The sequence below is a fragment of the Amycolatopsis sp. NPDC004747 genome, from assembly GCF_053601335.1.
Map to the genome: position 1 here is coordinate 433,981 of NZ_JBSGBQ010000002.1, position 13,818 is coordinate 447,798.

The window sequence follows — 13,818 nt, forward strand, 5'->3', positions numbered from 1 at the left end:
GAAAGTCTTTTCAGTCGTGGTTCACGGGGCCGCGAGGACGCAGGCCGTACATGCCGCCGTCGACCGCGAGGGCGGTGCCGGTGGTCGAGGCGGAGAGGGGGCTGGCGAGGTAGGCGATGGCGTTCGCGACCTCGCCGGCGGTGACCAGCCGGCCCATCGGCTGGCGCGCGGCCAGCGCCGCGCGTTCGGCCGCCGGGTCTTCGGCGGCGTCGAGCAGCCGGCCCACCCACGGGGTGTCCGCCGTGCCGGGACACACGCAGTTGACGCGGATCCCGTCGGGCAGGTGGTCGGTCGCCATGGCCAGGGTCAGCGAAAGCACCGCGCCCTTGGTGGCCGAGTAGAGCGCGCGGTTGGGCAGGCCGGCCCAGGCCGCGATGGAGCAGGTGTTGACGATCGCCGCGGACGGCGAGTTCTTGAGGTGCGGCAGCGCGGCGCGGGCGAGCCGGACCATGCCGACGACGTTGACGTCGAACACGCGGTGCCACTCGTCGTCGTCGTTGCCCGTGACGTCGCCCTGCGCGCCGATCCCGGCGTTGTTGACCAGGATGTCGAGGCGCCCGAAGCGCTCCACGACGGCGTCGATCGCACTGCGCACTTCGTCGTCCGAAGAGACGTCGCAGCGGATGCCGTCGTCACCCGGCTTCAGGTCCAGCACGGCCACCTGCGCGCCGCGCTCGGCCAGCAGGTCCGCGGCCGCCTTGCCGATGCCCGAGGCGCCTCCGGTGACGGCGGCCACCAGGCCCTCGAATTCACTCACTTGCGGTCTCCGTCCACTCGGGACCGTCCGGGAAGCGGAAGCGGCGCAGCGTGGCGTCGTGCATGCGCGCGGAGAACCCGGGTGCGGTCGGGGCCAGGTAGCGGCCGCGCTCGACGACGGCCGGGTCGGTGAAGTGCTCGTGCAGGTGGTCGACCCACTCGATGGTGCGGTCGGTGTCGGTGCCGGACACCGCCACGAAGTCGAACATCGACAGGTGCCGGACGAGCTCGCAGAGCCCGACACCGCCGGCGTGCGGGCACACCGGGACGCCGAACTTGGCGGCCAGCAGCAGGATCGCCAGGTTCTCGTTGAAGCCGCCGACGCGGGCGGCGTCCAGCTGCAGCACGGAAATGGCGTCCGCCTGCAGCAGCTGCTTGAAGACCACGCGGTTCTGGACGTGCTCGCCGGTGGCGACCTTGATCGGCGCAAGCGCTTTCGCGATCGCCGCGTGGCCGAGGACGTCGTCCGGGGACGTGGGCTCCTCGATCCAGTACGGGTCGTAGGGCGCGAGCGCGGTCATCCAGGTGACCGCGGCGGAGACGTCCCAGCGCTGGTTGGCGTCGACGGCGATCCGGACGTCCGCGCCGACGGTTTCGCGGGCGAGCTTCATCCGGCGGACGTCGTCCTCGAGGTTGCCGCCGACCTTGAGCTTGATCATCTCGAAGCCGTCGGCGACGGCCTGCTCGGCCAGCCGCACGAGCTTCGCGTCCGCGTACCCCAGCCAGCCGGGAGATGTGCTGTAGGCGCGGTACCCCTGCTCTTCGAGCCGCTTGGCGCGTTCGGCGCGGCCGGGTTCCGCGCGGCGCAGGATGTCGAGGGCCTCGGCTTCGGTGAGCGCGTCGCTCAGGTAGCGGAAGTCGACCAGCGACACGAGCTCTTCGGGCGTCATCCGCGCGGCGAACCGCCAGACCGGCAGGCCGGCGCGGCGGGCGGCGAGGTCCCACGCCGCGTTGACCACCGCCCCGACGGCCATGTGCGCGACACCCTTTTCCGGGCCCAGCCAGCGGAACTGCGAGTCGCCGACGAGCGTGCGGGACAGGTCGCCGAGCGCGGCCGCGTCCTCGGGAACGTCCCGGCCGACGACGTGCGGGGCGAGCGCGCGGATCGCGGCGGCCTGGACGTCGTTGCCGCGGCCGATGGTGAACGCGAGGCCGTAGCCGTCCGGGCCTTCGTCGGCGTGCAGCACGACGTAGGCGGCGGAGTAGTCCGGGTCGGGGTTCATCGCGTCCGAGCCGTCGAGCTCCTTGGACGTCGGGAAGCGGACGTCGAGGACCTCCATGCCGATGATCTTCGCCATGGTCAGGCCTGCCTCGCGGTCTGGCGCTGCCGCCCGAGGCCGTCGATCTCGAGCTCGATCACGTCGCCGTCGCGCAGGTACGGCTTCGGGTCGGGCTGCCCGAGCGCGACGCCCTCCGGGGTGCCGGTGTTGATCAGGTCGCCGGGCCGCAGCACCATCACCTGGCTCAGGTGGTGGACGATCTCGGCCACGCTGAAGATCATGTCCTTGGTCGAGGAGTCCTGCCTCTTCTCGCCGTTGACCCACAGCCGCAGGCCGAGGTCCTGCGGGTCGGGCACCTCGCTCGCGGGGACCAGCGCGGGGCCGAGCGGGTTGAAGTTCTCGCAGGACTTTCCCTTGTCCCACTGGGCGGTGCGGAACTGCAGCTCCCGCTCGGAGACGTCGTTGGAGACGACGTAGCCGGCGACGTGGTCGAGGGCTTCCTCGACGCTTTCGAGGTAGCGGGCGGTCTTGCCGATGACGACGCCGAGCTCGACCTCCCAGTCGGTGCTCGTGGAGCCGCGCGGGATGAGGACGTCGTCGCCGGGGCCGACCACGACGTCCGGTGCCTTCATGAAGACGACCGGCTCGGTCGGTGGCGTCGCGCCGGTCTCCTCGGCGTGGCGGCGGTAGTTCATGCCGATGCAGACGACCTTGCCCGGCTGGGCGATCGGCGAGCCGGCGCGCAGGCCGGCCACGTCGGCCTCCGGCAGCTCTCCCGCGGCGAGCGCGGCGGCGGTGCGCGCGATCCCGTCCGCGGCGAGGAAGCCGCCGTCGATGTCGGCGGTGAGACCGCCCAGCTCGTAGGTCGTGCCATCATCGGCACGCACGAACGGGCGCTCACTTCCCGGCTCGCCGAGACGCACAAGCTGCACGGATGTTTCCCTTCACAAGCAACACCGACCAGACATCCGATGTATATCGCAGTCGTGACCGCCGATCCAGAGTCATCGCCGAATCGGTCGCAAAATTGATCGGATCAGTGTCGGTGCCCCCTCAGACGACCACGGGGTGTCACCGGTCACAGCCGGAATAGCACCGGCGCTCTTCCCGCTGGTCCCCGGTGGGGGCACGAAAGGACGCGGATGACCACCACGGCGGAACGTACCGCGCCGAGCCGGCGGGCGCAGCTGAAGTTCGTCCTCGTCCTGGGCGGTCTCACGGCGTTCGGGCCCCTGTCGATCGACATGTACCTGCCCGCGCTGCCGCGGATGGCGGCCGACCTGCACGCGGCGGACAGCACGGTCCAGCTGACCCTCAGCGCGTTCATCGCCGGACTGGCACTGGGCCAGCTGGTGCTCGGGCCGCTGTCGGACGCGCTGGGCCGCCGTGGCCCGCTGCTGGTGGGGCTAGTGCTGTACGTGGTGGGCTCGGTGCTGTGCGCGGTGAGCCCGGACGCCTGGCTGCTGGTCGCGGCCCGGCTCGTGCAGTCCCTCGGCGCCGCCGCGGGCGTCGTGATCGCGCGCGCCACCGTGCGCGACCTGTTCTCCGGCACCGCGATGACGAAGTTCTTCTCGACGTTGATGCTGGTCAGCGGCCTGGCCCCGATCCTGGCACCGCTGATCGGCGGCCAGCTGCTGAACTGGACGTCGTGGCGCGGGGTGTTCGTCGTGCTGACGGCGTTCGGCGCGCTGCTGCTGGCCGTGGTGGCGTTCTTCCTGCCGGAGCCGTCGGCTTCGCGGTCCCCGCTGCGGCTCGGCCGGGTGATGCGCACCTACGGGCGGCTGGTGCTCGACCGGTCGTTCGCGGGGTACGCGCTGGCGGCGGGCCTGCTGTTCGCGTCGATGTTCGCCTACATCTCGGGGTCGTCGTTCGCGCTGCAGGGCGTGTACGGCTTGAGCCCCCAGGAGTACAGCGTGGTGTTCGGCGCGAACGGCGTCGGGATCGTGCTGGCGGGCCAGCTCAACGGCCGCCTGGTCGGCCGGGTCCGGGAACGCTCGCTGCTGTTCGCCGGCCTGCTGCTCGGCGTGGCCGGTGGTGCTTCCGTGCTGGCTTCGGTGCTCTTCCGGGCGCCGCTGGCGCTGCTGCTGGTGTCGCTGTTCCTGCTGGTGTCGAGCCTCGGCCTGGTGATGCCGAACGCGAGTTCGCTGGCACTGGCCGCCCACTCCAGCTCGGCCGGCGCGGCTTCGGCGCTGCTGGGCGTGCTGCAGTTCGTGGTGGGCGCGGCGGCGACACCGCTGGTCGGCCTCGGCGGGCCGGGGACGGCGGTGCCGATGGCCGCGACCATGGCCGGGTTCGCCGTGCTGGCCATGGCGGCCTACCTGACGTTGACCCGGCCGGCCCTGGTGAGCGGCAAGGCGGGTTAGAGCCCGCTGTTGCCGGACAGGAGGCGCTCCAGCTCGTCGCCGGCCGGTTCGTGGCCGGCGTCGGCGATGCGCTGCAGCTCGAGGAGGTCCTTCGCGGCGACCGCGCGGCGGGTGAGCAGTTCGCCGGCGCGGTCGCAGCCTTCGTCCAGCAGTTCGCTCAGCTCCTCGACGTCTCCGCGGGCGTCGGCGAGGTCGGCGAGCCGGTCCAGGGCGGTTTCGTTGCCTTCGTCGGCCAGCGCGCGCAGCGTCTCGTGATCGGTCATGCGGTCAGGGTGCAACCTTGCCCCTGGGGCAAGGTCAAGTGCGAGGATGGCCGGGTGCTCACCATCGGACAGCTCGCCGGGTACGTCGGGGTGACGGCCAAGACGATCCGCGTCTACCACGCGAAGGGGCTGCTGCCCGAGCCGGAGCGCGACTCGTCCGGCTACCGCCGCTACCGCGCCGCCGACGCGGTCGAGCTGATCAAGATCCGCACGCTCGCCGAGGCCGGCGTCCCGCTGGCCCGGATCCGCGAACTCCGCTCCGGCGGCGGGCTCGCGACGGCGCTCCGGCAGATCGACGACGACCTCGCCGCGCGGATCGACGCCCTGCAGGCCACCCGCTCGCGGCTGCGGCAGCTGGCTTCCGGCCGGTTGTCACCCCTGCCGGACGAGGTGGTGGCCTACCTCGGCCGGCTGCCGGGCCTCGGGTTCAGCGAACGCTGGGTGACGCTGCAGAGCGACCTGTGGCTGCTGGTGTTCGCCACCCAGCCGGAAGCGGCGCGCACGAACTTCCGGGACCAGTCGGCGATGCTCGACGAACCGGCGCTGCTCTCGCTGGTCCTCGAGTACGACCGGGTGCATGATCTCGACCCGCGTGACCCGCGCGTCGACGCCTTGGCCTCCCGGCTCGTTTCGGCCACGCAGGCACGCTACGGCGCGGAACTTCCTTCGTACGACCGGGGTTCCGCCATCCCGGCGTTGGTGCAGGGCGCGGTCAACGCGTCTTCGCCCGCATGGCGGCGGCTTGATGGCCTGTTGCGGGAGCGGCTCGGGTGAGCCGGCGTTGCCGCCACCCCGCAGCCCGGTTGTGAAGGCTGGCCGGCCCTACACCAGCGAAGCCAGGTCGGCCGTCTTGAGCTGGTCCGCCGTCACCTTCGTGCGGCCGTCCACCAGGGCTCCCAGTGCGTCGCCGTCGTCCCACATGTTCACGTTCATCGCCGCCGCCACTTCGCCGTCGCGGAGCCAGAACGCCGTGAACTCGCGGGCTGCCAAATCTCCCCGGACCACCAGTTCGTCCGACGCCGGGTCGGCCAGGCCCCGGTACTCGCAGCCCAGGTCGTACTGGTCGGTGAAGAAGTACGGCGAAGCCAGGAACGGCTCGTTCTCGCCCAGCAGGTTCTGCGCCACGTGCGCGCCCTGGTCCTTGGCGTTCGCCCAGTGCTCCACGCGGACCCGGCGGCCGTACCGCGGGTGGAAGTGGGCCGCGATGTCGCCCACCGCGTACACGTCCGGGGCCGCCGTGCGGAGGCCCGCGTCCACCGCCACCCCGCCGTCGTCGGCGAGCTCCAGGCCCGCCGCGTGGGCCAGCTCCACCCGGGGGGCGGCGCCGACCGCGATCAGGACCACGTCCGCCGTGATCTCGTCGCCGTTGCCCAGCCGGACGCCGCGGACGCCGTCCGGGCCGCCGGTGATCTCCGCGACCTGCTCGCCCAGGCGGTACTGCACGCCGTGGGACACGTGCAGGTCGCGGAACACGCCGCCGACCGTCTCGCCCAGGACGTTCGCCAGCGGGACCGGCACCGGGTCGACGACCGTCACCTCCGCGTTGTGCGTGCGGGCCGCCGCGGCCGCTTCGGAGCCGATCCAGCCCGCTCCGACGATCACCACGCGGTCGGCCGCCGCGAACGCCGAGCGCAGCTTGAGCGCGTCGTCGAGGGTGCGCAGCGTGTACAGCCCGGGGAGGTCGCCGCCGGGCACCGGCAGCAGGCGCGGGCGGGAGCCGGTTGCCAGCACCAGGCGGTCGTAGCGGTGCTCGCCGCCCGCGTCGTCGAGCACCAGGCGCGCGCCGAGCTCGATCCGGGTTGCGGTGACACCGGAGCTGAAGCTGATGTCCTTCTCGGCGTAGAACTTCTCTTCGTGCACCCAGTCGGGCTCGTCGGCGTTGCCCAGCAGCACGCCCTTCGACAGCGGCGGCAGCTCGTACGGGCGGTGCGGATCCGACCCCAGCAACAGGATTTCGCCGCTGTAACCGCGTTCGCGCACCGCGGCCGCCGCGGACGCCCCACCGAGGCCCGCACCGACGATGACGATCTTCCGCGGTTCCGACATCCATACCTCCCAGAAACGGCTCTTGATCCGGACGCTACTCCCGAACCGGCCGCGCCACGACCCGTGGACTACGCCGAAAACCCGGAAAGCGCAAGACAAAACCCGCGAGTAGGCAGATCGGGTGAACCCGCGTCATAGCGCCGCCGGGGTCCGCTCCCACCCTCGCACGGAGCACGACCGCGACAAGGAAGCGAGGGCGGCGACCATGAGTCGGGGCGAGTGGTCGATCGGCTGCCGGGATCTGGCCGGCAGGCGCAGGGACGTGACGGTGTTCGTCAGCAACGACAAGGTCGTGCTGGTCGCGCCGCCGGGCGAAGCGGCGGTGCTCGGGCCGCTCGACGTCGGACGGCTGCGGGCCGCCCTGCGGGATGCCGTCGTGGCGACGGCGGACGATTCGGAACACTGACAACTATCGTTCCTACTTTCCAGTAGGTTAGAGTCGGCCCCGACGAGAAGGGACCGGCCATGACGACCTACTTCGTGACGGGCGCGACGGGCTTCATCGGGAAACGCCTGGTCGCGCGGCTGCTGAAGCGGCCGGAGACCTCCGCGGTCTACGCGCTGGTGCGGGAGACGTCCCGCGAGCGGCTGGCTGCCCTGGCCCATGACCGGCCGGGCGCGGACAAGCTGCACCCGGTGCTCGGCGACCTCGCCGAACCCCGGCTCGGCGCCGATCCCGCGCAGCTGCCCCACCTCGACCACGTCGTCCACCTCGGCGCGATCTACGACCTCACCGCGGACGAAGACGCCAACCGGCGCGCCAACGTCGAGGGCACCCGCCACCTGCTGGCCTTCGCCGCCGCCGCGCGAGCCGGGCTGGTGCACCACGTGTCGTCGATCGCCGTGGCGGGCGACCACGCCGGGCGGTTCACCGAAACCGACTTCGACCTCGGCCAGCGCTTCGGCTCGCCCTACCACGCGACGAAGTTCCAGGCCGAGAAGCTCGTCCGCGAGCAGTCCCTGCCCTTCCGCGTCTACCGGCCCTCGGCCGTCGTCGGCGACTCGCGCACCGGCGAGATGGACAAGGTCGACGGGCCCTACTACTTCCTGCCCGCCATTTCGCGGCTGGCGGCCCTGCCCGGACGGCTCCCGCTGGCCGCCCCCGATCTGGGCGCGACGAACCTGGTGCCGGTCGACTACGTCGTCGAGGCGATGGAGTTCCTGATGCACCGGGACGCGCCTTCGGGGACGACCTACCACCTCGCCGCCGCGCGCCCGCAGCCGCTCAACTCGGTCTACAACGCCTTCGCGCGCGCCGCGGGCGGTCCGGTGATCCGGGCCGTGCTGCCGAAGAGGCCGTCCGGCGCGGTCCGGCGGGTGGGCACCCGGCTCGCGCACGCGGCCGCGGCCGGGATCGACCGCGTGCCCGGCGGCCGCGGCGCCCGCGCGGCCGTGCTCGAGGAGCTCGGCGTGCCACTGGCCGTGCTGCCGCACCTGACCATGGCCGTCGACTTCGACACCGCCCGCACCACGACCGCGCTGTTCGGCAGCGGCATCGAGCTCCCCGAGCTGCGGGACTACGCGGGGCCGCTCTACCGGTACTGGCAGGCGCACCTCGACCCCGACCGGGCGCGCCGCACCCACGGCCTGGCCGGGCGCACGGTGCTGGTCACCGGCGCGTCCTCCGGGATCGGCCGCGCGTCGGCGCTCGCCGTGGCCCGCAAGGGCGCGAAGGTGATCCTCGTGGCCCGCCGTGCTTCGGAGCTCGAAGAGGTGCGGGCGGAAATCCTCGCCGCGGGTGGCACCGCCGCGGCGTACCCGTGCGACCTGACCGACGGCGACGCCGTCGACGCGCTGGTCAAGGACGTGCTCGGCGACCACGGCGCGGTGGACGTGCTGGTGAACAACGCCGGCCGGTCGATCCGGCGCTCGGTCGCGCTGTCCACCGAACGCTTCCACGACTTCGAGCGCACGATGGCGATCAACTACTTCGGGCCGGTGCGGCTGATCCTCGGCTTCCTGCCGTCGATGGCGCAGCGCCGGTTCGGCCACGTCGTCAACGTGACGACCCAGGGCCTGCAGACCGACACCCCGCGCTTCTCGGCCTACCTGGCGTCGAAGGCGGCCCTCGAGGAGTTCGGGCTGACGGCCGGGCGCGAGACGCTTTCGGACGGCGTCACGTTCACCTCGGTGCGGATGCCGCTGGTGCGGACGCCGATGATCGCGCCGACCGGCTACCGCGGGATCCCGTCCAGCAGCCCCGAACGGGCCGCGGCGCTGGTGGTGAAGGCGTGCGAGGAACGGCCGGAGATCCTCAGCCTCCCCGAAGGGCGCGCCGCCGAACTGGCGACGCTCGCCGCGCCCCGCCTCGCGCGGTTGGCGGCGCACCTGGCCTACCGGGCGATGCCGGAGTCCGCACCCGAGGCACGCGGCCTGCCCCGCCGGTCCGCGCCGTCGTCGGTCGCGGCGACGGTGACCCGGCTGATCTGGCGCCGTCGTGCCTGATCCGGAGCGAATTCCGCCGAAACGGTGGCACGCCGGCGACGGTACTTCTACCCTCGCGCCAGTCCCGTACACCCGTACGGGCTTCAACTGGGGAGTTCGGAATGCCGGTATTCAGCGTATCCAGCGCGGGGCAACGCAGCGCCGCGACCGACAAAACGGCCGTGATCGGCACCGCGAGACGCACCCTCGGGTGACGTCCGGCGAACGCCGCCCCGGGCTTCCGGGGTGGCGTTCGCACCGGTCCACGGGGCCGGGTGCGCACCGCGCCGCTACCATCGCTTCCCGGGTGTGATCGGGAGCGGAAGGCGGGCGGGGCGTGGACGTGGCGAGTCCGGCGCACGTCGCCACCCCGCCGGCGCCCGGCAGACCGGCCCGGCCGCGGCTGCGCTGGGGCATCCACGCCGGCTGGGTGCTGGCACTCGCGCTGGCCACTGAACTCCGCGTCGGCCGCTTCGGCTTCCACCCCTCCGACCAGGGCTTCATCCTCGCCCAGGCGTGGCGCGTGCTGCACGGCGAAGTCCCGCACGCGGACATCATCTCCGCCCGCCCGCTGGGGTCCGCGGTGCTGCACGTCGCCGACTTCGCGCTGCCGATGCCGCTGTTCTTCGGCTCCAGCTTCCTGTCCATGGCCGAGATCATCGTGGCCACGATCGCGTTCGCCACGCTGGTCACCCGGCGCCGGGTCCTCGAGTGGGGCCCGGGGATGACGGCGCTGGTCGCGGCCGCGTCGCTGATCAACCTCAACGCCTTCCCGCTGATGGCCTGGCACACCGTGGACGGCATCGCGCTCACCGCGTGCGGCGCCTGGGCACTGGACGCCGGCCTGCGCGGCGAGCACGCCCTCGCCCGCCGCGGCGGGCTGGCGCTGCTCGGCTGCGCGGTGTTCGTCAAGCAGAGCTTCGTGCTGGCCGCGGTGATCGGCGTCGGCTGGCTGCTGCTGCACCCGGCGACGCGGGCGGGCGCGCGCCGCGCGGTCCGGCTGGTGCTCGACCTGCTCGCGCTCGGCGCGCCCGGGCTGGCGTACGTGACGTGGGTCAGCCTCGGCGGCGGCTTCACGGAGATGGTCCAGCAGCTCACCGGCGGCGTGCCCGCCTACGGCGAGCGGCTGCTCGGGCTGTGGCTCGACGACCCGGAGGTGCTGACCAAGGCCCCCGTGCGGGAGCTGGCCTTCTTCGCCGCGATCGCCGTGGTGCTGCTGGCCGTCCGGCTGACCGGCGACCGGCTCGGGCCTATCGGGCGGGTGGCGTCCTGGGTGCTGGTGCTCGCCGGCGCCGCGGCGGTGGTGTGGACCGTCGTCGACGGCCGGTTCACCGGCTCCTCGCGCTGGGCCGACGTCCTGTGGTGGATCGTCGCGGTCGGCGTGCCGGTGAACGCGGCCGTGCGGCGGCAGGTCCCCTGGGCGGGCCTGCTCGTGCTCGCGACCGGGTTCATGACCAGCCTGTCGTGGGGCAACGACACCCCGACGCTGCTCACCGGCACCCTGGCCCTGACGGCGTTGCTGCTGCTGGGCGACCTGGTCCCGCCCCGCCCGCGGCCGGTCCGCCGCTGGGTGACGGCGACGGCCGGCCTGACCGCGGTGGCGGTCTGCGGCTGGGTCGTCGTCGCCCGCCACGACCAGGCGGCCTACCTCGACCTCGGCCACGACCGGCTGACCGAGGACCTCGGCGCGGTCACCCCGGCGATGGCCGGGATCCGCACGAACCCTTCGACGTTCACCTTCGTCCGGCAGATCCGCGGCTGCCTGGACCGCTTCCCGGCCGCGCGGACGGCGATCCTGCCGGACAGCCCGTTCGCCTACCCGGCGTTCGGCCTCCGCAACCCGTTCCCCCTGGAATGGCCGCTGCCACTGGAGATCGTCGGCGACGCGCCCGAGCGCATGCTGGCGAAGGCGGACGAGCTGAACCGCGAAGGCGGCTACCTGGTCCTGTTCGAGACGGACTCGATCCGGACGCTCGCCACCGGCGGCCCGGTCCCGGAGTCGATCCCGCCCGACACGCCGGTGTTCGACTACCTGGGCCTGGAGAAGGCGATCCAGGCCCGGCTCACCGGCCGGGTGGTGACCTGCGGCAGCTTCGTCGGCAAGTACGCACCCTAGGACTCCCGCACGGCGCCGGTGAACGCCGCGAACGCGTCGAGCAGCACCCGCGCGGTGTCCTCCTTCGCCACCCCGGCCAGCAGGTCGCCGAATTCGGCGCCTTCGGCGGCGACCTTCGCGCTGCGGGGGAACATCGCCCGCTCGTACTCGGCGAAAGCGGCTTCGGCGTCGCCGGGGTGGGCGGCCAGCGCGAGCCCGAGCTCGGCGCCGTCAAGCATGGCCAGGTTGGCGCCCTCTCCGTTGGCCGGCATGAGGTGGGCCGCGTCGCCCACCAGCGTCACGCCCGGGACCCGGTCCCAGCGGTGCCCGATCGGCAGGGTGTGGTGCGGCCGCAGGACCGGCGGGGCGTCGCTGTCGGTGATCAGCGCCGTGAGCTCGGGAGCCCAGCCGTCGAACTCCGCCGCCACCCGCGCGGCGGCCGCGGCCGGGTCGGTGAAGTCGATCGCCTCGAACCACGCCATCGGCCGGGTCAGCGACACGTAGGTGTGCAGCGTGTCCCCGCTCTCGCGGTGCGCGTGGATCCCCTGGTCCGGGGCGGGTGCCATCATCGAGCCGCCGCCGACCGTCTTCGCGGCGGCCGGGTGGCGGGTGTCGGCGTCGAACAGGTAGCACTCAACGAAGGCTTCGCCGACGTACTCGGGCTTCGCCGCCGACAGCAGCGGCCGGATCCGCGACCACGCGCCGTCCGCGCCGACCAGCAGGTTCGTGACGACCGTGCCGCCGCCGCCGAAGGTCACCTCGTGGCGGCCGTCGCCGAGGGTGCGGGCGCCCGTCGCCTTGTGTCCCCAGTGGACGGTGCCGGGCGGCAGCGCGTCCAGCAGCATCCGCCGCAGTTCGCCGCGCTGCACCTCGGGGCGGCCGCCCCGGCCGTCGTCGGGCCGCTCGGCCAGCACGGTGCCGTCCGGGTACAGCACCCGCATCGCCTGCCTGCCCTCGAGGATCAGGCTTCGGAACTCGTCGACGAGCCCGGCCGCCTCGACGGCGACCTGCCCGTTGTAGTCGTGGATGTCGAGCATCCCGCCCTGCATCCGCGCCATCGGGGAGGACTCGGCTTCGTACACCACGGCCGGGATGCCGTGGACGTGCAGGACGCGGGCGAGGGTGAGGCCACCGAGGCCGGCGCCGATGATCGTGACGTGCATGGGAGCTCCTTCGGGTTGGGAGTGCGACACCCGAAGGCTGGCGAAGATCGCTGGCGCGGACCGCACACGGAGCTGGCACCCCACTGGCAGGCGCTGTCAGTCCGCCAGCAGGTCGTCCGGGCTGCCGCTCGCCAGCCCGGCCAGGACGTCCAGCGCCGAAGCCAGCGTCTCGACCGGCGGGGCCGACACCGCGAGCCGGACGGCGTTCGGCGCGTGGCCCGGCAGCACCGCGAACGCCGCCGCCGGGGACAGCGCGATCCCCCGGCGGGCCGCCGCCGCGACGAACGTCTCCGCCCGCCACCGCTCCGGCAGCTCCCACCAGCGGTGGTAGGACGCCGGATCGCCGCGCAGGCCCGGCAGCTTCTCCGCCACCACGGTCGCGCGCGCGGCCGCGTCCCGGCGTTTCGCCGCCTCGATCTCCGCCAGGGTGCCCGTCACGATCCACTGCGTCGCCGCCTCGACGGCGAACCGGGACGCGGCCCAGGCGCCCGAGCGCACCGACGACGCCAGCCGGGCCGTCCAGGCCGGAGGCGGCACCAGGAAGCCTGCGGTCAGGCCCGGCGCGACCCGCTTGGACAGGCTGTCGACGAACACGGTGCGCTCCGGCGCGTATGCGGCGAAGGGGCGGACCTCGTCGCGCAGGAACGTGTAGATGCCGTCCTCGACCACCGGCAGGTCCAGCCGGGCGACGACCTCGGCGAGCTCGGCGCGCCGCCGCGGCGGCATCGTCGTGCCGAGCGGGTTGTGCAGCGTCGGCTGGACGTAGAGCGCGCGCACCGGTCCGGCCGCGGCGAGCGCTTCGGGGACCAGCCCGGACTCGTCGGTCTCGATCGGCACGAGCTCCACGCCCAGCCGGGTCGCGAGCGCCTTCACCACCGGGTAGGTCAGCGATTCCACCGCGAGCCGCTCGCCCACCGGCACGAACGCGGCGATCGAGGCCGCCAGTGCCTGCCTGCCGCTGCCGGTGAACAGCAGCGCCGCCGGGTCCGGGCGCCAGTCGCCGCGGGCGAGCAGCCCGGCCGCCGCCTCGCGGGCCGCCCGGGTGCCCGCGGCGCCGATCGGGTGCAGGGCCGCGGTCAGGACGTCGGGGCGCAGCAACGGTTCCAGCGCACCGGCCAGCCGCGCCGACTCCGCCGGCAGCACGGCGAAGTTGAGCTCGAGGTCGACGCGGGCCCCACCGGGTTCGGCGAGCGCGGGTTCGGGCGGTGGTTTCGCCGCGCGGACGAACGTGCCGCGGCCGACCTCGCCGACGGCCAGGCCGCGCCGGACGAGCTCGCCGTAGACGCGGGCCGCGGTGGAGCCGGCGATCCCGCGCTGCCGCGCGAACCGGCGCTGCGGCGGGAGCCGGTCACCGGGGCGCAGGCGGCCGGCCTCGATGTCGGCGGCGATGGCGTCCGCGACGACGCGGTAGTCGTCCATGCCTGCCTTTCCGCCGGAATTCTCTTCGACCGGCATGATCCCATCAGGGCTAAATTGGCAGTGGAGGTG

General features: G+C 73.3%; 12 protein-coding genes. 5 read left to right on the top strand and 7 right to left on the bottom strand.

The features are described 5' to 3' along the window. Nucleotides 1-10: 10 nt before the first annotated feature. From ACWEGE_RS04420 to ACWEGE_RS04430, 3 genes are read right to left on the bottom strand one after another with little or no spacing between them, the layout of a single operon-like run. Nucleotides 11-757 carry an SDR family NAD(P)-dependent oxidoreductase gene (locus tag ACWEGE_RS04420; RefSeq protein ID WP_449658996.1) on the bottom strand — a complete coding sequence of 249 codons (747 nt, stop codon included), beginning with the start codon at nucleotides 755-757 and terminating at the stop codon, nucleotides 11-13. Beyond that, nucleotides 750-2,054, bottom strand: coding sequence for an enolase C-terminal domain-like protein (locus ACWEGE_RS04425; RefSeq protein ID WP_449658997.1), 1,305 nt, complete (start codon nucleotides 2,052-2,054; stop codon nucleotides 750-752). The genes ACWEGE_RS04420 and ACWEGE_RS04425 overlap by 8 nt, the downstream gene beginning before the upstream one ends. Nucleotides 2,055-2,056: 2 nt before the next feature. Continuing rightward, nucleotides 2,057-2,908, bottom strand: coding sequence for a fumarylacetoacetate hydrolase family protein (locus ACWEGE_RS04430; RefSeq protein ID WP_449658998.1), 852 nt, complete (start codon nucleotides 2,906-2,908; stop codon nucleotides 2,057-2,059). A gap of 210 nt (nucleotides 2,909-3,118) precedes the next feature. On the opposite strand from ACWEGE_RS04430, the gene ACWEGE_RS04435 reads away from it, so the two are divergent. Continuing rightward, on the top strand, nucleotides 3,119-4,339 hold the full coding sequence (locus ACWEGE_RS04435; RefSeq protein WP_449658999.1) for a multidrug effflux MFS transporter: 1,221 nt from the start codon (nucleotides 3,119-3,121) through the stop codon (nucleotides 4,337-4,339). On the opposite strand, the gene ACWEGE_RS04440 is transcribed toward ACWEGE_RS04435, so the two are convergent. Then, complete coding sequence (locus ACWEGE_RS04440; protein WP_449659000.1) at nucleotides 4,336-4,602, bottom strand: hypothetical protein; 267 nt, start codon at nucleotides 4,600-4,602, stop codon at nucleotides 4,336-4,338. The genes ACWEGE_RS04435 and ACWEGE_RS04440 overlap by 4 nt on opposite strands. A 54-nt stretch (nucleotides 4,603-4,656) precedes the next feature. Between ACWEGE_RS04440 and ACWEGE_RS04445 the strand changes: the two genes are divergently transcribed. Further along, nucleotides 4,657-5,376, top strand: coding sequence for a MerR family transcriptional regulator (locus ACWEGE_RS04445; RefSeq protein ID WP_449659001.1), 720 nt, complete (start codon nucleotides 4,657-4,659; stop codon nucleotides 5,374-5,376). A gap of 48 nt (nucleotides 5,377-5,424) precedes the next feature. Here ACWEGE_RS04445 and ACWEGE_RS04450 read toward each other — a convergent pair whose 3' ends face one another. Further along, a complete protein-coding gene (locus ACWEGE_RS04450) occupies nucleotides 5,425-6,648 on the bottom strand; it encodes an NAD(P)/FAD-dependent oxidoreductase (protein ID WP_449659002.1) in 1,224 nt (407 codons plus the stop codon). Between the two features lie 205 nt (nucleotides 6,649-6,853). Here ACWEGE_RS04450 and ACWEGE_RS04455 point away from each other — a divergent pair, with 205 nt between their 5' ends. From ACWEGE_RS04455 to ACWEGE_RS04465, 3 genes are all read left to right on the top strand, one after another. Next, nucleotides 6,854-7,054 (top strand): hypothetical protein, encoded by a 201-nt coding sequence (locus tag ACWEGE_RS04455; RefSeq protein WP_449659003.1) that lies wholly within the window; start codon nucleotides 6,854-6,856, stop codon nucleotides 7,052-7,054. A gap of 59 nt (nucleotides 7,055-7,113) precedes the next feature. Next, the gene (locus tag ACWEGE_RS04460; protein ID WP_449659004.1) at nucleotides 7,114-9,093 is read left to right on the top strand and encodes an SDR family oxidoreductase; all 1,980 of its coding nucleotides are present in this window, start codon (nucleotides 7,114-7,116) and stop codon (nucleotides 9,091-9,093) included. A 316-nt stretch (nucleotides 9,094-9,409) separates the two neighbouring features. Continuing rightward, a complete protein-coding gene (locus ACWEGE_RS04465; RefSeq protein ID WP_449659005.1) occupies nucleotides 9,410-11,188 on the top strand; it encodes a hypothetical protein in 1,779 nt (592 codons plus the stop codon). Here the strand turns inward: ACWEGE_RS04465 and ACWEGE_RS04470 are convergent. Both ACWEGE_RS04470 and ACWEGE_RS04475 read right to left on the bottom strand, forming a co-directional pair. After that, nucleotides 11,185-12,330, bottom strand: a complete 1,146-nt coding sequence (locus ACWEGE_RS04470) for an FAD-dependent oxidoreductase (protein WP_449659006.1) — start codon at nucleotides 12,328-12,330, stop codon at nucleotides 11,185-11,187. The two genes, ACWEGE_RS04465 and ACWEGE_RS04470, sit on opposite strands and share 4 nt — an antisense overlap. A 96-nt stretch (nucleotides 12,331-12,426) precedes the next feature. Continuing rightward, nucleotides 12,427-13,749 (bottom strand): aminotransferase-like domain-containing protein, encoded by a 1,323-nt coding sequence (locus tag ACWEGE_RS04475; RefSeq protein WP_449659007.1) that lies wholly within the window; start codon nucleotides 13,747-13,749, stop codon nucleotides 12,427-12,429. Nucleotides 13,750-13,818 lie beyond the last annotated feature (69 nt).